The following is a 19,636-nucleotide window of genomic DNA, read 5'->3' on the forward strand; positions in this document are numbered from 1 at the left end:
CGGATGGCTCGGGCCAGGTGCTCCGTGAAGCTCGCTCATAGCCACCGACGTCGTTCAGGGCCTCGCGGACCAATCTCCTGCGATCATGCGGAGCGGAGGAGTCACGCCGCTTCCAAGCCCTGCCCCGCTGGAGCATGCAGCTCTGGCCCAAGCCGCGATGTGGAGGACATGCGCAAGGGCTTCACCCACTCGCGTTCGGGACCCTGGCTTCAGGCTTCACCGAGCCCGTACCGCAAGCCCTGCGTCCCTGCTGGCATCGAGCCCACACTGCTTGCTGTTACTCTGCTGCTGGATCCTGCGCGCTCGCGGAAAAAACAAAGGCCCTGGAGTCACCGGCTTGCACCGGAAACTCCAGGGCCTCTATTTGGTCGGGGCGACAGGATTTGAACCTGCGACCACTTGCACCCCAAGCAAGTGCGCTACCAGGCTGCGCTACGCCCCGAAAACGGCCGTCGTGAAACGGTGCGCCCTTATGCCCCTGCCCTCGTTTCAGGTCAAGCAGGAGGTGAGGGGCGCCGATGAAAAAAACCTACTCGTCGCCCTCTTCCATTCCCTCGTCGAAGTCCTCGCCCCGGGCCTCCGCCGCGTCCGCCGCCGCCTCTTCCTGCGCGTCGATCTCCGCGTGGTTCTCCGGGGGTGCCTCGCCGTTCAGGGCACTCTTCAACACCTGGCTCGGCCGGAAGGTCAGCACCCGGCGGGCGCTGATCTCGATCTCCTTGCCCGTCTGCGGGTTGCGCCCCACTCGCGCCTTCTTCTGGCGCACCTGGAAGTTTCCGAACCCGGAGATCTTGATCTTGTCCCCGCGCTCCAACGTCTCCTTCACGGTGTCGAAGACGAGCTCGACGATCTCCGCCGACTCCTTCTTGGAGAAGCCGACCTTCTCGTAGACCCCCTCGATGATGTCCGCTTTCGTCATGCGAGTCCTCTGGCACCCGTGATTGGCCGGTGAACGCGGGGCATGGTGTCAGCCTTCCCCGAACCGTGTCAACGTCCTGACTTCATTCAGGAATTCAGGCGCGCAGCGCCGCCCCCAGCCGCTGGTTCACCTCCGTGATGATGCGCTGGTGGGCCGCCGTGACCTCCGCGTCGGTCAGCGTCCGCTCGGGCGAGCGGTACCTCAAGGCGTACGCCAGGTTCTTCTTCCCCTCGGGGATGGGCTTGCCCGTGTAGACGTCGAACACGAGCGCGTCCTCCACCAGCGGCGCCCCCACCTCCAGGATCACCCGGCGCACCTCCTCGTTGCGCAGCTCCAGCGGCACCACCACCGCCAGGTCGCGCAGCACCGCCGGATACTTGGGCAGCGCCGCCGCCTGAGGCACCAGCCGCGCCGCCGCGTACAGCGGATCCGTGTCCAGCTCGAACACGAACACACCCTCCGGCAGCCCCAGCGCCTTCGTCACGCGCGGGTGCACCTCGCCCACCAGGCCCAGCACCGTCCCGTCGCTCAACGCCACCTGCGCGCAGCTCCGCGGGTGGTACGCAGGCGCCTCCGCCGGAGTGAACGCCGCGCCCTCCACGTGCAGCGCGTGCAGCAGCGCCTCCACCGCACCCTTCGCGTCGTAGAAGTCCACGCGCGAGTCCTTCTGCGTCCAGCTCCGGCCACCGCCTCGCAGGCCCCACACCAGGCCCGCCACGCGCGGCACCTCGCGAGCCGCCGGGCGCATGCCCTGCCCGCCCTGCGCGTCCCGGAAGTACGCCCGGCCCGTCTCGTAGAGGCCCACCGACTCCACCTGGTGGCGCACGCTGCGTGACAGGTTCTCCAGCAGGCCCGGCAGCAGGCTCGTGCGCATCACCGACTGCTCGACGCTCAGCGGGTTCATCAGCGCGATGGGCGCTTCCTTCCCGCCCAGCACCTCCAGCGACTTCGGCGCGACGAACGAGTAGTTCACCACCTCGGACAGCCCCACGCCGCCCAGCGCGTGGCGCAGCCGGCGCTCGGCCTCCATGGACAGCGGCTCCGGCGCCAGCGTCTCCAGCCCTCGCGGCAGCCGCGCCGGGATGTTGTCGTAGCCGTACACGCGGGCGACCTCCTCCATCAGGTCCTCCTCGCGCTCCACGTCCACCCGCGCCCGGGGCACCTCGTACGTCGTCTGCCCCTGGGACTCCTCCACGGACTTGAAGCCCAGCGCCGTCAGGATGCGCCGGACCTCCGTCTCCGGCACCGCCACGCCCAGCACCTTCTCCACCCGCGCGTAGCGCAGCGTCGCCCGGCGCGGCGCCAGGGGCTCGGGCTGCACGTCCACCCTCCCCGGCACCACCGTGCCACCCGACAGCTCCGCGATGAGCTGCGCGGCCCGGTCCAACGCCGGCAGCACCGCGTCCAGGTCCGCCCCGCGCTCGAAGCGGTGCGACGCCTCCGTGTGCAGCGCGTAGCGCTTCGCGGACCGGCGCACGCCGGAACCGTGGAAGTGCGCGGACTCGATGACGATGCGCTTCGTGCCCTGCGTCACCTCGCTGTCGCCGCCGCCCATCACGCCCGCCAGCGCCTGCGCCCGGTCGCGGTCCGCGATGACCAGGTCGTCCGCGTCCAGCGTGCGCTCCTTGTCATCCAGCGTGCGCAGCTTCTCGCCCGCCTTCGCGGTGCGGACGATGATCTCCTGGCCCGCCACCTTCTCCAGGTCGAACGCGTGCAGCGGCTGGCCGTACTCCAGGAGCACGAAGTTGGTGACGTCCACCACGTTGTTGATGGCGCGCACGCCGCACGCCTTCAGCCGGTCCTGCATCCACTGCGGCGACGGCTGGATGGTGACGCCCTCCACCACGCGCGCCGCGTAGCGCGAGCAGCGCTCCTTCGCGTCGATGCGCACCTTCACCAGCTCCGCCACGGGCTTGCCGGACTCGGCGGGCTTCGGCTGCGGCGGCTTCAACGCTGCGCCCGTCACCACGCCCACCTCGCGCGCGATGCCCAGGTGGCTGAGCGCGTCCGGCCGGTTCGGGGTGACGTTCACCTCCAGCACGGAGTCATCCAGCCCCAGGGCCTCCGCGATGGGGATGCCCAGCTTCGTGTCCGCGGGCAGGATGAGGAGGCCGGACGAATCCTCCGTGATGCCCAGCTCCTTCGAGGAGCAGAGCATGCCGAAGCTGTCCACGCCCCGGAGCGCGGCCTGCTTGATCTCCATACCGTTGGGCAGCTTCGCACCCACCGTGGCCAGCGGCACCTTGTCGCCGACCTTGAAGTTCTTCGCGCCGCACACCACCTGGAACAGCGCGGAGCCGCCGATGTCCACCTGCGTGACGGACAGCTTGTCCGCGTTGGGGTGCTGCACCGACTCGCGGATCTGCGCCACCACCACGCCGCGCAGGCCCTCGCCGGGGCGCTCCACGCCCTCGATCTCCAGGCCCGCCGCGGTCAGCTTGCGCGCCAGCTCGTCCACGGACGGCGGCAGCGCGACGTAATCACCCAGCCACTTCACTGAAATCTTCACAGGGTTGTCCTCTTTCCTGGTGGGCCGGAATCAGAACTGCGCGAGGAAGCGCGCGTCGTTTTCGAACATCATCCGCAGGTCGTCGATGCCGTAGCGCAGCATGGCCAGTCGCTCCACGCCCATGCCGAACGCGTAGCCCGTCACCTCCTTCGGGTCGTAACCCGCGGCGGTGAAGACGTTCGGGTGCACCATGCCGCTGCCCAGCACCTCCAGCCAGCCGGTCTGCTTGCACACGCGGCAGCCCTTGCCACCGCACGACGCACAGGTGACGTCCACCTCCGCGGAGGGCTCCGTGAAGGGGAAGAACGACGGGCGGAAGCGCGTGCGCGTCTCCGAGCCGAAGAACGCCTTCACGAACGCGTCCAGCGTGCCCTTCAGCTCCGCGAAGCTCACGTCCTTGTCCACGAGCAGGCCTTCCACCTGGTGGAACATGGGCGTGTGCGTGATGTCCGAATCCCGCCGGTACACCCGGCCCGGCATCACCGCGCGGATGGGCGGCTTGCGCGACAGCATGTGCCGCACCTGCACCGGCGAAGTGTGCGTGCGCAGCAGCGACGGGCTGTCCGCCTTCTTCGCGTGGCCCAGGCTGGGCTCGTCCACGTAGAACGTGTCCTGCATGTCCCGCGCGGGGTGATCCTTGGGCAGGTTCAGCGCCTCGAAGTTGAAGTAGTCGAGCTCGATCTCCGGGCCCACGGCCACCTCGAACCCGAGCCGCGCGAACGTGCGGACGATGTCCTCCATCGTGCGCGACACTGGGTGCCGTCCGCCGAGCAGCACCGCGCGCCCGGGCAGCGTCACGTCCAGCTTGGGGCCCTTCAGCTGGGCCTCCAGCGCGGCGTCTTCCGCGCGCTTCGTGGCGTCCGCCAGCAGCTGCTCCAGTTCCGCCTTGACGGTGTTGGCGATTTCTCCCAACGCGCGCCGCTCGTCGGGGGGCAGCTTGCCCATGCCGCCCAGCACCGCGGACAGCTCACCCTTCTTGCCCAGGTAGCGGATGCGCAACGCCTCCACCTGCGAGGGCTCCGACACGCCGGAGATCTCCTGGCGCGCCGCGTCCGCCAACGCCTGCAACCGGTCTCGCATGGTCCTCTTCCCGCCTTCCATTCACGCCCCGGTCGCCTCTGGCGCCGGGCAAAAAAAAGGGCCGCCCCCTGGTGGAGGCAGCCCGTTTCAGCTTCGGAAGCCGGCGTCACCGCCGGCCGTGTCTCAGGCTGCCTTCGCGATGTTGGCGATGGCGGCAAAGCCCGCGGGGTCCGCGATGGCCAGATCCGACAGGACCTTGCGGTCCAGGGAGATCTTCGCCTTCGCCAGGCCGGCGATCAGCTTCGAGTAGGACAGGCCCACGGTGCGAGCGGCCGCGTTGATGCGGACGATCCACAGCGAGCGGAAGTTGCGCTTGCGCACCGCGCGGTCGCGGGTGGCGTAGTCCAGGGCGCGCTCGACGGCCTGGTTCGCACGGCGGTAGCAGTTCTTGCGACGGCCGCGGAAGCCCTTCGCAAGCTTGAGAATGCGATTACGACGACGACGAGCCTTGAAACCCTTTTTGACGCGCATGACACACTCCTGACTTCTGGAAGGGAGCCCCGGGGCGCTGGCTTCACGCCGCTCCGCCTGGACTCACGGTTGGTTCAAACCCGAGGACGACTCAGGCGCCGTAGGGGAACAGCTCCTTGATGACCTTCTTCGCGTCCATGTCGCGCAGGTGGCCCGTGCCACGGTTGCCGCGCTTCTGCTTGGCCGTCTTGGAGAAGGTGAACAGGTGCTTGCTGAACGCCTTGCCGAACTTCACCTGGCCGCTCTTCTTCACGTGGAAGCGCTTCTTCGCGGCGCTGCGGGTCTTCAACTTGGGCATGATCCCAAACCTTCCTTCTGCTTCCTATCGGCCGGCAATCTTCGTGACTGACGGCGGTCCGGGACACACGGTTCCCGGACGCTTTGGGCGAAAGCCTCTATCACTCTTTTGATGCGATGGGGGTAGCGTTTCCTACAGCCATCGCAGAAACCACAGCCGCGACCCACACGAAAAGTCAAATCCCCTGCACTGCCGTTCAGGGCAGCGTGGCTTCCTTGATGAGGAGCGCCTCGAAGTCGGCGTACTTCATCGTCTTCAGGTCCTCGCCGCCGTAGCGACGGGGGGCCACGGCGCCAGCCTCCACCTCGTTGTCGCCCACCACCAGGGTGAAGGGGATCTTCTGCAGCTGGGCTTCGCGGATCTTCGCGTTGAGCGTGATGCCGCGCTCGTCCAGCTCCACGCGGAAGCCCTTGGCGCGCAGGTCGTCGCGCACCTTGCGGGCGTAGTCCATCTGACGGTCCGCCACGGTGACGAGGATGGCCTGCACCGGGGCCAGCCACGCCGGGAAGGCGCCGGCGAAGTGCTCGATGAGGATGGCGGTGAAGCGCTCGAAGGAGCCGAAGATGGCGCGGTGGAGGACCACCGGGCGGTGCGGGGCGTTGTCCTCGCCCACGTAGGTGAGGTCGAAGCGCTCCGGGGCCAGGTAGTCCAGCTGCATGGTGCCCAGCTGCCACTTGCGGCCGATGCTGTCGGACACGGCGAAGTCGATCTTCGGGCCGTAGAAGGCGCCGTCACCGGGGGCCAGCTCGTACTCCAGGCCCAGCGACTCCAGCGCCGCCTTGAGGCCGCCTTCCGCGCGATCCCAAAGGGATTCGTCACCCAGGCGCTGCTCGGGGCGCGTGGACAGCTTCACCGCGTAGGTGAGGCCCACCGCCTTGTAGACGCGGTCCAGCAGCTTCACGAAGCGCCGCACCTCGTCGGTGATCTGGCTCTCCATGCAGTAGATGTGCGCGTCGTCCTGCGCGAACTGGCGCACGCGGGTGAGGCCGCCCAGGGAGCCCGCGGCCTCGTTGCGGTGGAGCACGTCCTGGGTGTGCAGGCGCAGGGGCAGGTCGCGGTAGCTGTGCTTCTTGAAGCCGTAGAACAGGTGGTGCGACGGGCAGTTCATCGGCTTGAGGGAGAAGTCGTGCTCGCCGGACTCGCTGTCGAGCACCAGGAACATGTTCTCCTTGTACTTGCCCCAGTGGCCGCTCGTCTCCCAGAGGCCCTTGTTGAACATCAGGGGCGTCTTGATCTCCAGGTAGCCATCACCGGCCGTGAGCGAGCGCATCCAGTCCGACAGCGTCTGATAGAGCGCGGTGCCCTTGGGCGTCCAGAAGGCCGCGCCCGGCGAGTACGGGTGGAAGTGGAAGAGATCCAACTCCTTGCCCAGCTTGCGGTGGTCGCGCTTGCGCGCCTCTTCAATGCGCGTGACGTAGGCCTCCAGCGCCTTCTTGTCGAAGAAGGCGGTGCCGTACACGCGCTGGAGCATGGGGTTGCGGTGATCGCCGCGCCAGTACGCGCCGCTGGAGGAGAGGATCTTGATGACGCCGATCTTCCCCGTGCTGGGCGCGTGAGGCCCCAGGCAGAAGTCCACCCAGTCGCCGTGGGTGTAGAGCGTGAGCGTCTTGGCGCCCTTGGCGGCGATGTCCTTGACGATCTCCACCTTGAACTTCTCGCCCTTCTCCTCGAAGAGCTTGATGGCGTCCTCCATGGAGATCTCGGTGCGGACGAAGGGCGCGTCCTGCTTGAGCTCCGCGTTGGCGGCCGCTTCAATCTTCTCCAGCTCCTCCGGCGTGAAGGGCTTCTCGCGGAAGAAGTCGTAGTAGAAGCCCTCCTCCGTCGACGGACCGATGGTCACCTGCGTGCCGGGGAACAGCTTCTGCACGGCGCTGGCCACCACGTGCGCGGCGTCGTGACGGATGAGGTCCAGGCCTTCCGGGCTCTTGGACGTGAAGATCTGCAGCTTCGCGTCCTCGTCGAGCGTCCGGGCCAGGTCCATGTCCTGACCGTTGACCCGGGCGAACAGGGCCGCCTTCGCGAGCCCCACGCCGATGCTGCCCTTCACGAAGTCCGCGATGGTCGTGCCCCGGGCGGTCTGCTTCTGGCTGCCGTCGGGGAGCGTCACCGTGATGGATTCGGACATGGCGGATAAACCTCTGCGCTGGAAAAAAGTACGGGCGGCAGGCTTTTGAGAAAGCCGGCCGCCCGCGAGATGGAACGCTTACTGATGATGGGTCGTAGTGGGATCGAACCACTGACCCCTACCGTGTCAAGGTAGTGCTCTACCGCTGAGCTAACGACCCGTCGTGCGGATGGGCGCGGGGAATAACAGCGGGCTCCCACACCTGTCAAGGAACATGAGCGCGAGCCCTGATCTTCCCCGCGTTCACGTCTCCAACAACGCGCGGACGCGTTTCATCACCGCGTCGAACATGGCGGGGGTGAGCCTCCCCGTCTGAGTGTTCTGCTGGCTGACGTGGTAGCTGCCCACGAGCCACCGGCCGTCCGGCAGCCGGTACTCGGCGCCATGGCCGAAGGCGGGACGGGGCGTGGGGAGCGGACTGCCCGTGCGAGCGGCCGACGCCAGGGCGGCGTTCCACCCGATGGCCCCCAGGGCGAGCAGCACCCGTCCAGGCAACAGCGCCATCTCCCGGTCCAGGAACGGCGCACAGCGGGCCAGCTCCTCCGGCAGCGGCTTGTTGTCCGGCGGCGCGCACCGGCCGGCGGCGACGATGAAGGCGTCTGTCAGCTTCAGGCCGTCGTCCCGGTGCTCGCTGTGGCCCTGGTTCGCGAAGCCCGCGCGCTGCAGGCCCGCGTAGAGGAAGTCTCCGGAACGATCCCCGGTGAACATCCGCCCCGTGCGGTTGGCGCCGTGCGCGGCGGGCGCCAGACCCACGATGATCAGCCGGGCCTTCGGGTCGCCGAAGCCGGGGACGGGCTTCCCCCAGTAGTCCCAGTCGCGGTAGGCGCGCCGCTTCACCCGGGCCACCTCCTCGCGCCACTCCACCAGCCGGGGGCAGGCCCGGCACGCGATGATCTCCTGGTGCAGCTTCTCCAGCTTCGTCACGGCGCCTGCACGCTCCCCTTGTAGAGCTGCGTGCGGCGGTAGCGCTGGAGGACGACGCTCAGGACGACCTTGAGGATGGCGCTCGCCGGAACAGCCAGGAGGATGCCCACGAAGCCGAACAGCTCACCGAAGGCGAGCACGGCGATGATGACGGCCACGGGGGCCAGGCCCACCTTCTCCCCCACCACGCGCGGGGTGATGACGAAGCCCTCGGCCAGCTGTCCGATGATGAAGGTCGCCGCCACCACCGCCAGCTGCCACGGCCCCTGCCACGACAGCAGGACGCCCAGTACGGCCAGCACCACGCCGATGCCCGTGCCCAGGTAGGGCACCATGTTGCCGAAGCCGGCGATGAGGCCAATGGCGATGGCCAGGTCGATGCGCGCCACGGACAGCCCCACCGCGTAGAGCACCGACAGGATGGCGCCCACGGTGAGCTGGCCCTGCACGAAGGCGGACAGCACCTCGTCCACCTCGCGGAAGCGCTGGGTCGCCAGCGCCACGGAGCGGCGCGGCAACAGGTCCTGGATGCGACCCATGAGGCGCGGGTAGTCCTGGAGGAAGAAGAACGCCAGCACCGGCACCACCGACAGGCCCAGCAGCGTGGCCGCGAAGCGCGCGGTGTTGCCGGCGAAGCTCGCCACCAGCCGCGCCGCCGTGGGGCCCGCGCTCTGGAGCAGCTCGGAGGCCTTCTCTCCCAGCTCCGCGGTGCGCTGGCTCACCAGGTCCGGCAGCGACACGCCCAGCAGCGACTCCACCTGAGGCACCACCTGGGTGCTGGCGCGCTGGAAGAAGCCGGGCAGCTTCGCCGCCTCGTCGCGGAACACCGGCACCAGGTACAGGCCCGCGCCCACCATCAGGAGCGTGCCCGCGAAGAAGAGGATGGACGTGCCCCAGGTGCGGTCCACGCCGCGCTTCTCCAGGAGCGTCACCAGCGGGTTGAACGCGTACGCGCCCGTCAGCGCCAGCAGCACCGGCACCGCCACCCCGCCGAACACGGACAGGAGCGCGAACACCAGCGCCAGCGAGCCCACCATCACGCCGGACCAGATGAAGTCGACCCGGCGGGCCTCCGCCTCGTCCAGCGCCGAGGGGTCGCCGGGCGGGGGCACGGGCTCCGGGTGCACGACGTGCAGCACCGGGGACACCTCCGGGGTCGCGATGGGCTGGGGGGCCCCCTTCACCGCGCGCTCACTGCCTCTCTTGCGACGTCCGATGACCGCCTCCTGTCCCCGCCCATCCTACGGCGTCTTGGGCCCTTGATTGCGGTCCTTGAGCGCACCCGGGGCGTCGCCTGCCACCTCGCGGTGCAGGGCGCCAGCCCTGGCACGGCCTCCTCAGGGCGAAACGCCGCCGCTTTCGGGCGCCAGGGGCCGGAGCTTCACCTTCAACGTCACCCGCGCTCCGCTGGGCTGGTAGTAGGTCGTGTAGGGATAGAACCCGCGCTTCTTCACGTCCACCTGGTGGAAGCCCGAGTCCCCCAACCGCAGGCTCCGGGACACCCCGGCGAAGTCGCTGCACGTCCCCTGCTCCACGCCGTCCATCAGGACCTGCGCGTCCGAGGGCTCGCACCGGAGCACCAGGTCGCCGCGCTTGGCGGCGTTGGACGCCATCAACTGCTCCGCGCGGGCCACCGTCGCGGGCTGCTCCTGCTTCGCCGCGCAGCCACCCACCAGCATCGCCGCCATCGCGAGCACGGCCGTCGTCCGGAAGGAGCTCACGGACATCACTGCGTGACGATGACGACCCGGCCCTCGGCCAGGAAGTGGGTGTTCGCGTCGGTGAGCGCGCGGATGCCGTCGGCGCTCAGGACCAGATCCGAGCCCTGGAGCTGCGCGGCCTTCACCACCAGGGGCTTGTCTCCCACGCGCGAGGCCTTGCGGGCCGCGTCCAGGCTGTTGAACCAGGCCGCGACGCCCGCGGTGCCGCGCGCCTCTTCCGTGAGCACCGTCGCGCCGTAGAGCGCCTTGCCCGTCGCGTCCACCAACCGGGGCGCGAGCACCGGCTTCGCGCCCAGCCCTCGCGCGTCCACCACGAGCCCCGTGTACTTCGCCGCGCCGTCGGCGTTGAGCACGATGGCCGGATCCCGCGCGGGCGTCAGCGCCGCGCTGAGCACCGCGAGCGGCACCTCCACGTCCATCTCCACGCCACTGTCGGAGAAGTAGCGCGTGGCCACGACCTTGTAGCCGCGGATGGCACCCTCGACGCGGCCCTTCACTTCGTCGCGCGCCAGCTCGTCGCCCACGGTGCGGCCCGCGCTCACCTGGATGCTCCGGGCCTGCTCCAGCAGGTTGCGGAACGCGTCCTGCTTCGCGGCGCGCTCGGCACCCAGGCGCGCCTGCCCGGGGTTGGCGGCCTTGAGGTCAGGGGCTCCGGCGCCCGTGGCGCGCAAGACCTGGCCCTCCCAGTTGATGCCCGGAGTGCCCACGCCGCGCGCGGATTCAGCGGCGGGTGCGGCGACCTTCGCGTCCTTGCCCTGGCCCAGCGCCGTCAGCGGCACGACCAGCAACAATCCCCACAGCGAACGCCTCACGGAGCACTCCTCCCGTTGTCGCCGCCGCGAAAAGTCGGCGAGCGCACAGGGAACCTCTCCGGTCATTCAAGGGGGGCGCTTCGCGCGAAGTCAAGGCGACCCGGAGACAGTCGGATCCGCCTGATGAACCTGGCGCGGGGTACCGCGAACCGCCGGTGGCACCGCGCAATCGCGGTGACGCACGCGGAGGGTAACGCCTTGTGTCAGTTGCCTTCGGTGTGACGGTCGACGTAGGCGTCGATCATCTTGCGGTGCCGCTCGGTGAGCAGCGTGAAGCGCACGCCGGACTGCTCCTTGCGGCCCAGTTCCTTCCACTCGCGTACGACTTCACCCTCGGCGTAGATGATCTCCTCGGAGCCGGGGAGCTGGAACTGGAGGCCCACGCGGCGCGCGTCGTGCTGGGGCTCGATGAGGCGCGAGAGGCTGACGCCTTCCTGGCTGATGTCCGCGGCCCGGGTCATGTACGGCACGCCGCCCATGTACTTGTTGAGGTAGATGTCCAGGGGCGCCCGATTGGCCTTCCGCTTCTCGCTCATTGGCTCATGACCTCCAGCTGGTGCAACAGGCTGCTGCGGGGGTGCAGCGACCTGAAGGCACAGTACGGTCAGACGTCATGCGCGCAAGAAAACGGCGCCCTTCCCGAGCGCCAGGCAGGCCTGCGTGCACCGTGGTTTTCCGCTCGCTGGATTCTTCGCGTTGGCCTGTGCGCACGGATGCCCCGCGGCGCATCCGCGGCCCTATAGTCGCCCCCATTCTCGTGAAAGGCGGAAGCATGCGCATGCAGTGGAAGGCAGCCCTGGTCCTGATGCTCGGTGCTCCGGGCCTCGCCCTGGCCCAGGCCCCGACGAAGAGCTCCAAGCCGGCCGCCGCGCCCGAGGCCGCCGCGAAGGCCGCCCCTGCCCAGGCACCCCTGGAGCTCAAGACGGATGATCAGAAGACCATCTATTCGCTCGGCCTCTCGCTGGGCCAGAGCGTGACGGCGCTCGCCCTCACCCCCGAGGAGCTGGAGCTGCTCCAGCGCGGCATCCAGGACGCGGTCGCCGGCACTCCGCCCGCGGTGGATCCGAAGGAGTACGCGCCGAAGCTCCAGACGCTCGCCAAGGCGCGCATGGCCCAGGTCAACGTCGCCACGTTGGATCGCGCGTCCAAGGAGCCCGGCGCCACCCGGCTGCCCTCCGGCGTCATCTACCGCGAGCTCAAGGCCGGCACCGGCAAGTCGCCCCGCGCCACCGACACCGTGAAGGTGCACTACCAGGGCACGCTGGTGGACGGCTCCGAGTTCGACAGCTCCTTCAAGCGCGGCCTGCCGGTGGAGTTCCCGCTCAACGGCGTCATCCCCTGCTGGACCCAGGGCGTGCAGAAGATGAAGGTCGGCGGCAAGGCGAAGCTCACCTGCCCCGGGAGCACCGCGTACGGAGAGCGCCCGCCCACGGGCTCGCGCATCCCGCCCAACGCCGTGCTCACCTTCGAGGTCGAGCTGATTGAAATCCCCGGCAACACCGCCGCCACGCCGTAGTGGCCTTGCGACGGGGACCCGCACGCGGCGGGTCCCCGCGAAGGCGTCACTGCGCGGACAGCTTCACGGACCGGCCGCCAAAGGGCGGGTTCGCCATGATGGCCTGGGCCATGCGGTCCGCGAAGGCGCGTCCCTCCCGCTGGAAGGACTCCGTCTCCTCCGCGTTCAGGTGCACGCGCACCTCGAACTGCATGATGCCGCCCACCACGACCTCGATGGACAGCGCCCCGTCCCGCCCGCGCAGCACGCGGTACAGGAGGGGGCTCTGGAGGAGCACCTCCTCGTCGCTCACGGAATCTCCGCCACCTGCGTGTCAGCCACCAGCGCGTTGATGACCATCACCTCCGGCGCGCCGCCGGACGTGTAGCCTCCGAACTTGAAGCAGTCGGTGTCTTCCGGCGTGGTGCACTTCCACACGCCCGGATCCGCGTCCACCGGCAGGCGCGTGCAGACCTTCTGCGCGCCCAGGTCCAGCGTCATCATCCGCAGGGGGCCTTCGAAGTTCTTCGCCGGCAGGCCCAGCGCCTGGCCCAGCACCGCCGGGTCATGCTTGCCGTCCGCCGTCTTCGCCTTCTCCACCGCGCCGTGGATGGACGCCGACGGCGCCGCGAACAGGTAGCAGGCCGTGTCGTTGCAGCGGCCGAAGTTCTTCGCGCCCGTCTGCACCACGAACTTCTGGTACGCGCTGTCCGTCATCAGCCACGACACCTTGCGGTCCGGGAAGTTCTTGGCGATGTGCTGATCAATCCCGTAGGGGCTGGCCAGCGTGTCCGCCTCCTTCGAGATGGCCTTCTGCGCGTCGTCACAGAAGTCCACCAGCGACGCGGTCGCGGGGGTCGGCTCGTTCGTGTCCGGCGTCTTCGTGCCGCCCTTCGTCGTTACACAGCCCACCATCGCCGACAGGGAGCCCAGCACCAGCGCACGAGAGATGAAATTCAAGGTCAATCCTCCAGAAGAGAGAAATGGGGAATGGCCGAACTATCACAGTGCGGCTTCAGTGGCGCGCAACAAAGCGTCCGCGCTGACGGGGGCTCCGGTGGCGTGGCGCATCCATTCGTCCGGGGTGACGGAGCCGAAGGTGGCCATGCGCTCGAACTCCGCGCCCAGCGGGCCGTGCTGCTTCAGGTGCTCTTCAATCTGGAACGCGATGAGGTGCCCGAGCGGGTAGTCCGGCAGGTACAGCGGGTAGCTGATCATGTGGCTGTAGATGCCCAGCACCGGGCTGTCCTTCCGCCCCAGCACCGGCGCGTAGTAGCGGTTCCACACGTCCCGCGACAGGCCGGCCACCGCGTCGCGCAGCTGGGCGGGCGTGGCGTCCGGGTGTTCGTACATCCAGTGCCACGTGGCCATGTCCACCAGCGCCACGCCGGCGATCTCCCACGCCTGCCAGAAGTCGTTGAGCACCCGCTCGCGCTCGCTGGCCGCGTCCGACTGGCCCAACCCCAGGAGCTCCAGGTCGCGCGCCTGGAAGACGAAGGCCAGCGCCTCCGTGAAGGCGTTGTTGGGGACGCCGGACAGGAGCGTGTGGTCCACCTGGTACAGGCTGAAGACCTGCTCCACGTTGTGCCCCAGCTCGTGCACCGCGATGTTGTAGCCCTTGTAGTCCATGCCCCCCTTCTCCACGCGCGTGCGCAGTCGGGGGAAGTCGCCCCGGCGCAGCGCCTGCTGGGCATGGCCCGCGCCTCGGGACGCGTCCACGCGGATGTATGACGCGAGCACGTCCGCCTTCTCCCGCGTGAAGCCCAGGCCCTGGAGGATGCGCGGGATGTCGCGCGCGAAGGCGTCCGCCGTGGGGTAGCGCTTGCGCGTCAGCGCGTCCAGCTGCGCCTCCGGCACCTTCGAGCCCGGACGGAAGCCCGGGTACCACAGGTCCTGCGGCTCCAGCGGGCGGCCCAGGCGGGTTTCAATCAGCTTGGCCACGCGCGGCACCAGCGGTGACTCCAGCAGCTGGGTGAGCAGCGCGCGCACGCGCTCCTCTGGCAGGCCCCGGTCCAGTTCGAAGGCGCGGGCGATACGCGTGGGCGCCACCGGCGAGTAAGGATCCACCTTCCGCGATGCATTGAACGTGGCGAGCAGCCGCGCGTAGCGCACGTCCGGTTCCGGGGCGGCGTCCGCCTTCACGGCGCGCTGGGGCGCGTTCTCCTCCACCGACTCCGGCGGAGCCGCCGAGACCTTGTTGGTGAACGGGTCCCAGTCCACGCGCGGGTTGTCGATGACGGCGGCGGGGATGGTCTGCGTGACGATGCGCTCCATCACCTGGACGATCATCCGCTGCTTCGCCAGACCCTGCGGGTCCGTGTAGTCCGCCTTCAGCTCGTCGCGCAGGTTCCAGTGGCTGATGAGGCGCAGCCCCTGGGGGAAGAGGCGCTGGCCCTTCGCGTCCACCAGGTGGTGCATCCAGACGTTGTACTCGGCGATGTAGAGGTTCGCGTCCGCGATGGCCTGCGACACCTTCTGCTCCACCGCCGCGGGCACGCGCCGGTTGAAGCGCGACGCGAGCTTCGCCTCCGCCCACTGGCGCCGCGTCCAGGACGGGCCCTCCTTCACGCGCTCGGTCAGCGTGGTGAGCGGGAAGTTGAGCAGCGCGACGAAGCCCGGCTTCGCCTGGAACAGGTCCGACGTGACGTTGGAGGAAGGGTCATACGCCGCGAGCAGCGGCTCCACCGGCAACAGCGGCCCCAGGTCCAGGTCCGTGAACCACTGGAGCTCGCGGCCCAGCTCGTTCATGTGGCCGTCGAACTGTTCGAACAACCCTTCGAAGCGCGTGAACGTCGCGTCCAACTGGGGGCCCGTGGGCAGGAACTGCTCGCGCGCGAAGGCCGCCAGCTCCCCGTCCTCCGGGCGCCACAGCGCCGCCACCTGATCCACGCCCCGCTCGATGCGTGCGCGCTGCGCCTCGCCGTGCTGCTTCACCAGCTCCTGCTTGAGCGCGGCCAGCGACGCCTTCGACACGGGCGCCGACGCGGTGGTGGTGGCCGGCGGCGCGGGGGCCGTGGAGGTGGAGGACGTGGCGCACCCGAGGGCGGCGACGAGGGGGAGGATGCGCAGGCGGAACGTGGGGGCGGACATGCGGGCTCCGGAAAATACAGAAGGCCCGACCCGGTGAGAGTCGGACCTTCTTGGGTGAATCAGGAAACGGTCAGGCTCAGGCGGCGGCGCGGACGTTCTGCGCCTGCAGGCCCTTGGGGCCCTTGGTGACTTCGAACTCCACCTTCTGGCCCTCGGCCAGGGTGCGGAAGCCGTCCATGTTGATGGCGGTGTGGTGGCAGAACACGTCCTCGCCCCCGCCGTCCTGCGTGATGAAGCCGAAGCCCTTCGCGTCGTTGAACCACTTCACGGTACCAGTCGCCATTTGCTGTTCTTCTTTCATCGCGGACAGGAAGAGTCGCCGTCCGGTCCTACAGAGTTCGACCCTACAAGACGGGCGCTAGCCTAAGCGCCCGTCCCAGGCGAAGTCCACTCCCTGGAAACATCACCAGGTAAACGTCACCACCCGCACTTCTGGCCCTTGTTCTGCTCCTGGAGCCAACGACGCAGCGGGGCGAAGTACTCCAGCATCGGCGTGGCATCCATCTGGCGGGTGCCCGTCATGGCGGACAACGCATCCGGCCACGGCTTGCTCGCGCCCAGCTCCAGCATGGCCTGCAGGCGCGCGCCCGCGGCCTTGTTGCCGTAGATGGAGCACTCGTTGAGGGGGCCCGTGATGCCGGCGGCCTCGCACAGCGCCTTGTGGAACTGGAACTGGAGGATCCGCGCGAGGAAGTAGCGCGTGTACGGCACGTTGGCGGGCACGTGGTACTTGGCGCCGGCGTCGAAGTCCTGCTCCGTGCGGGCCACCGGCGCGGCGATGCCCTGGTACTTCGTGCGCATCGCCCACCAGCTCTTGTTGTAGTCCGCCGGCTTCACCTTCCCGCTGAACACGTCCCAGCGCCACTGATCCACCAGCAGGCCGAAGGGCAGGAAGGCCACCTTCTCCAGCGCGTCCTTCAGCTGGAGGTTGATGACGTTCTTGTCGTTCTTCTCCACCGCGTTGAGCAGGCCCGCCTGCTGGAGGTAGGCCGGGGTGATGGAGAGCGTGAGCGCGTCGCCAATGGCCTCGTGGAAGCCGTCGTTGGCGCCGGCCTGAAAGAGGACGGGGAGCTTGTAGTAGTACGTGTAGTAGTAGTCGTGGCCCAGCTCGTGGTGGATGGTGACCAGGTCCTCCTCGGTGGGCTTGATGCACATCTTGATGCGCAGGTCGTTGTCGTACGTCACGTCCCAGGCGGACGCGTGGCAGACGACGTCGCGGTCCTTCGGCTTGGTGAACTGCGAGCGCTCCCAGAAGGTCTGCGGCAGCGGCTTGAGGCCCAGCGAGGTGAAGAACTTCTCACCCAGCTTGACCATCTTCTCCGCGTCGTAGCCCTGCTTCACCAGGGCGCTGTCCACGTCCAGGCTGGCCTGACCGGGGAACGGCTCCACCAGCGGGTAGATGTTGTTCCACTCCTGCGCCCACATGTTGCCCAGCAGGTGCGCGGGGATGGGCTTGCCGGCGGGCACCGCGGCCTCGCCGTACTGCTTCGCGAGCCGGCCGCGCACGTAGCAGTGCAGCTCGTCGTACATGGGCTTGACCTGGCCCCAGAGCCGCTGCGCCTCCTTCTCGAACTCCGCCGGGGTCATGTCGTAGGACGACCGCCACAGCGTGCCCAGGTCGTTGAACCCGATGTCCTTCGCGCCCGCGTTGGAGAGGTTCACCAGCTGCGTGTAGAGCGGGCGCATGGGGCGGCTGATGGCGTGCCAGCCGGTCCACGCGTCCAGCAGCGCGTCCGCGTTGCGGCTCTCCGCCATGACGTCGGACAGCTCCTCCAGGTCGCGGCACTTCCCCTTGCCGTCCTTGCCGCAGTACTTGCCCTTGCCGTAGAGGCCCTCCAGCTTCGCGGCGGTGGAGGCCAGCTCCGAGCGCTGCGCGGCGTTGGCCGGGGCGGGCAGCGTCTGGGACACGCGCAGCAGGTGCAGCATGCGCGCGGTGTCCGCGTCCAGCTTCAGCCCGTCGAAGCGGCGCGAGTCCTTGATGGCGTTGTTGACGTAGGCCATCACCTCTTCGTTGACGGAGGCGGCGTTCCGCTCCGTGTCGTCGGTGATGTACGTGCTCTTGATCCACTCGGCGGTGGCCTGCCGGGTCCAGAGCTGCTTCAGGTCCGCGTTGAGCTTCTCGGCGAACTGCTTCGCCTCCGCGGGCGTGGCCTTCGCGGCCGGAGCGGGCGTGGCCTTCGCGACCGGAGCGGGCGTCGTCTGCGCGCTGGCGGCGGGCGCCGCGAGCGACAGGGCGGCCAGGGCCGCGCGCATCAAGGACTGGGGAGTGCGGGTCATGGGCGCGGACACTATGGGAAGTGCCCTGCCCTCGCACCCGCGAAGTCAGGCCGTCCGCGAGCGCTGACATCGCGGGTGGATGCCGCGCCCGGTCATCACGTACGCGCCGCATGACCGGACCCGGGGGGCCGTCCGGAGGGCAACCAGCCACGACGGGCGCGCCCTGCCGTGCCGCTACAGGCAGTGACAGCTTTGATTCATGCTTCTGGGACACACAAAGGACGCGCACTGGCCGGCGCCAGAGGCTGCGATGGACCAGGCGCGCGAGTTCCTGGAAGCGTGCCGGGACAAGCATGTGCTCGTCGTTCCACACACGGACGTGGACGGGCTCACCTCCGGAGTGCTGATGCTCCGCGCGCTTCAGTCCCTGGGGGCCCGGCCGACAGCGCGCCTGCCGGGCAAGGGAGAGGACGTCCACCACCCGGGCTTCCTGGAGCGACTGGGAGCCTCCTCCACGGAGGCGCTGGTGGTGCTGGACATGGGCAGCCGCGCGGAGCCGCTCTTGCCCGGGGTGCCCACGCTGGTGGTGGATCATCACGCGTCGGAGGCATTCCCACCCGGCGCGAAGGTGCTCACCGCCTACGGCCATGCGCCCGTTGCGAACACGAGCCTGCTCACGTACGTGCTCACGTCGTCGTTCGTCGTGCCCGGTCCGCTGGAGTGGCTGGCGGTGCTGGGGACGGTGGCGGACCTGGGCGTGGACGCGCCGATGCCGTTCCTCAAGGACGCGCTGCGGCGGGCGAAGCGTTCGTCCATCACGGAGGCGGTGGCGCTGCTCAACGCGGCCCGGCGTTCCAGCCGGTTCGCGGCGCCGCTGGCGATGCAGGTGCTCTTGCGCGCGGGCAACGCGACGGACATCGCGGAGGGACGCGTGCCCGGCGTGGACGCGCTGCGCGACTGTCGCCTGGAGGTGCAACGCGAGGTTGCCCGGTGCGCGAAGACGCCGCCGCGCTTCGCGGGCAACCTGGCGCTCCTGTTGTTCAGCTCCGAGGCGCAGGTGCACCCGCTGGTGGCCATGCGCTGGGTACATCTGTTGCCGGACCACATCGTCGTCGCCGCCAACACGGGCTACCTGCCCGGCCGCGTGAACTTCGTGCTGCGAAGCCGCGCGCCGGTGGACCTGCTCGCGCTGCTGCGGGGCCTGGACCTTCCGCCGATGGGAAGCTCGTTCGCGCACGGCCATTCGCGGGCCACGGGCGGCAGCATGCCACCCGCGGACTTCCTGCGCCTGATGGATGCATTGGGCTTCCGGGGGCTGAGCGACCGGGACGTGGAGCGGCGTGGCGTGGCGCCGGGGTGAGGCGCTCAGGGCCGTTGCGATATGACGGCGTGAATGCCTCGCGCCCTCTCCGCCCTCCTCTTCTCGCTGTGCCTCGCCTGTGGTTCAACGAACGATGATCCGCCCAACCCCGGTGGCGAAGCCTGCGAGCAGTATTCGTTCCCGCGGTCGGACACGTCGTCGGCCAGTCACGTGAGCTCGTGCAGCAGCACCGCGTGTGGCAACGGTGAGAACCCGCCCAACTCCGGCCTGCACTGCCCCACGTGGCTGTCGTGCCGCAGCTTCGACACGGAGCAGCCGCGCTGTTCGTGGATCCACAACCTGGAGCACGGCCACGCGGTGTTCCTCTACAACTGCCCGGAAGGCTGCCCCGACGAGGTCGCGAAGCTGGAGGCCGCGCAGGCACAGGCCGCGGTGGGCAGCAACGGCGTGCGCCGCGCGCTCGTCGCTCCGGACTCACAACTGCCCAAGCGCTTCGCCGCGCTGCTGTGGCGCCGCACGTACCTGATGGACTCCGTGGATCCGGACGCGCTCACGTGTCTGCTCGCGCTCCAGGATGTGGATGCAATTGAACCCGGATTGGTCTGCCCTCCGTGAAATGACTGCGATCACGGAATAAATGGCAGACACGAGAGAGAT

The 19,636-nt window shown here is 69.0% G+C and carries 19 protein-coding genes and 2 tRNA genes; 3 read left to right on the forward strand and 18 right to left on the reverse strand.

The window, feature by feature from the left end:
• Positions 1-365: 365 nt before the first annotated feature.
• From D7X99_RS16890 to D7X99_RS16950, 13 genes are all read right to left on the reverse strand, one after another.
• A tRNA-Pro gene (locus D7X99_RS16890) sits at positions 366-442 on the reverse strand.
• Positions 443-529: 87 nt separating this feature from the next.
• Positions 530-916: an integration host factor subunit alpha gene (locus tag D7X99_RS16895; RefSeq protein WP_014397244.1), complete on the reverse strand. Its 387-nt coding sequence runs from the start codon at positions 914-916 to the stop codon at positions 530-532.
• Positions 917-1,010: 94 nt separating this feature from the next.
• Positions 1,011-3,425: a phenylalanine--tRNA ligase subunit beta gene (gene pheT, locus D7X99_RS16900; protein ID WP_121778706.1), complete on the reverse strand. Its 2,415-nt coding sequence runs from the start codon at positions 3,423-3,425 to the stop codon at positions 1,011-1,013.
• Between the two features lie 30 nt (positions 3,426-3,455).
• Complete coding sequence (gene pheS / locus D7X99_RS16905) at positions 3,456-4,505, reverse strand: phenylalanine--tRNA ligase subunit alpha (protein ID WP_121778707.1); 1,050 nt, start codon at positions 4,503-4,505, stop codon at positions 3,456-3,458.
• Positions 4,506-4,628: 123 nt separating this feature from the next.
• Positions 4,629-4,976 (reverse strand): 50S ribosomal protein L20, encoded by a 348-nt coding sequence (rplT, locus tag D7X99_RS16910; protein WP_014397247.1) that lies wholly within the window; start codon positions 4,974-4,976, stop codon positions 4,629-4,631.
• 91 nt (positions 4,977-5,067) lie between these two features.
• Complete coding sequence (rpmI, locus tag D7X99_RS16915) at positions 5,068-5,274, reverse strand: 50S ribosomal protein L35 (RefSeq protein ID WP_120566087.1); 207 nt, start codon at positions 5,272-5,274, stop codon at positions 5,068-5,070.
• Between the two features lie 196 nt (positions 5,275-5,470).
• The gene (gene thrS, locus D7X99_RS16920; protein ID WP_121778708.1) at positions 5,471-7,399 is read right to left on the reverse strand and encodes a threonine--tRNA ligase; all 1,929 of its coding nucleotides are present in this window, start codon (positions 7,397-7,399) and stop codon (positions 5,471-5,473) included.
• Between the two features lie 88 nt (positions 7,400-7,487).
• Positions 7,488-7,559: transfer RNA gene (locus tag D7X99_RS16925), tRNA-Val, on the reverse strand.
• Between the two features lie 83 nt (positions 7,560-7,642).
• Positions 7,643-8,323: a uracil-DNA glycosylase gene (locus D7X99_RS16930; RefSeq protein ID WP_120575403.1), complete on the reverse strand. Its 681-nt coding sequence runs from the start codon at positions 8,321-8,323 to the stop codon at positions 7,643-7,645.
• Entirely contained in the window at positions 8,320-9,450 is a 1,131-nt protein-coding gene (locus tag D7X99_RS16935; RefSeq protein ID WP_233604947.1) for an AI-2E family transporter, read from the reverse strand. The genes D7X99_RS16930 and D7X99_RS16935 overlap by 4 nt, the downstream gene beginning before the upstream one ends.
• A gap of 210 nt (positions 9,451-9,660) precedes the next feature.
• Positions 9,661-10,050 (reverse strand): hypothetical protein, encoded by a 390-nt coding sequence (locus tag D7X99_RS16940; RefSeq protein WP_120575405.1) that lies wholly within the window; start codon positions 10,048-10,050, stop codon positions 9,661-9,663.
• Positions 10,050-10,856 (reverse strand): LPP20 family lipoprotein, encoded by an 807-nt coding sequence (locus tag D7X99_RS16945; RefSeq protein WP_121778709.1) that lies wholly within the window; start codon positions 10,854-10,856, stop codon positions 10,050-10,052. The genes D7X99_RS16940 and D7X99_RS16945 overlap by 1 nt, the downstream gene beginning before the upstream one ends.
• Before the next feature lie 203 nt (positions 10,857-11,059).
• The gene (locus D7X99_RS16950; protein WP_120566093.1) at positions 11,060-11,392 is read right to left on the reverse strand and encodes a PilZ domain-containing protein; all 333 of its coding nucleotides are present in this window, start codon (positions 11,390-11,392) and stop codon (positions 11,060-11,062) included.
• A gap of 236 nt (positions 11,393-11,628) precedes the next feature.
• Here D7X99_RS16950 and D7X99_RS16955 point away from each other — a divergent pair, with 236 nt between their 5' ends.
• Positions 11,629-12,372, forward strand: coding sequence for an FKBP-type peptidyl-prolyl cis-trans isomerase (locus D7X99_RS16955; RefSeq protein ID WP_120575407.1), 744 nt, complete (start codon positions 11,629-11,631; stop codon positions 12,370-12,372).
• A 46-nt stretch (positions 12,373-12,418) separates the two neighbouring features.
• On the opposite strand, the gene D7X99_RS16960 is transcribed toward D7X99_RS16955, so the two are convergent.
• The 5 genes from D7X99_RS16960 to D7X99_RS16980 form a co-directional block, all read right to left on the reverse strand.
• Positions 12,419-12,664, reverse strand: a complete 246-nt coding sequence (locus tag D7X99_RS16960) for a hypothetical protein (protein WP_120575408.1) — start codon at positions 12,662-12,664, stop codon at positions 12,419-12,421.
• The gene (locus D7X99_RS16965) at positions 12,661-13,311 is read right to left on the reverse strand and encodes a hypothetical protein (RefSeq protein ID WP_120575409.1); all 651 of its coding nucleotides are present in this window, start codon (positions 13,309-13,311) and stop codon (positions 12,661-12,663) included. Before D7X99_RS16965 ends, D7X99_RS16960 begins: the two co-directional genes overlap by 4 nt.
• Before the next feature lie 42 nt (positions 13,312-13,353).
• Entirely contained in the window at positions 13,354-15,441 is a 2,088-nt protein-coding gene (locus tag D7X99_RS16970; RefSeq protein WP_121778710.1) for a hypothetical protein, read from the reverse strand.
• A 76-nt stretch (positions 15,442-15,517) separates the two neighbouring features.
• On the reverse strand, positions 15,518-15,724 hold the full coding sequence (locus D7X99_RS16975) for a cold-shock protein (protein WP_120575411.1): 207 nt from the start codon (positions 15,722-15,724) through the stop codon (positions 15,518-15,520).
• A gap of 134 nt (positions 15,725-15,858) precedes the next feature.
• Positions 15,859-17,718, reverse strand: a complete 1,860-nt coding sequence (locus D7X99_RS16980; RefSeq protein ID WP_121778717.1) for a M2 family metallopeptidase — start codon at positions 17,716-17,718, stop codon at positions 15,859-15,861.
• Between the two features lie 250 nt (positions 17,719-17,968).
• On the opposite strand from D7X99_RS16980, the gene D7X99_RS16985 reads away from it, so the two are divergent.
• A complete protein-coding gene (locus D7X99_RS16985; protein ID WP_233613463.1) occupies positions 17,969-19,018 on the forward strand; it encodes a DHH family phosphoesterase in 1,050 nt (349 codons plus the stop codon).
• Positions 19,019-19,051: 33 nt separating this feature from the next.
• Positions 19,052-19,594 (forward strand): DUF3105 domain-containing protein, encoded by a 543-nt coding sequence (locus D7X99_RS16990; protein WP_233613464.1) that lies wholly within the window; start codon positions 19,052-19,054, stop codon positions 19,592-19,594.
• Positions 19,595-19,636 lie beyond the last annotated feature (42 nt).

This window comes from Corallococcus sp. AB032C, assembly GCF_003668935.1.
Classification (GTDB): Bacteria; Myxococcota; Myxococcia; order Myxococcales; family Myxococcaceae; genus Corallococcus; species Corallococcus exiguus.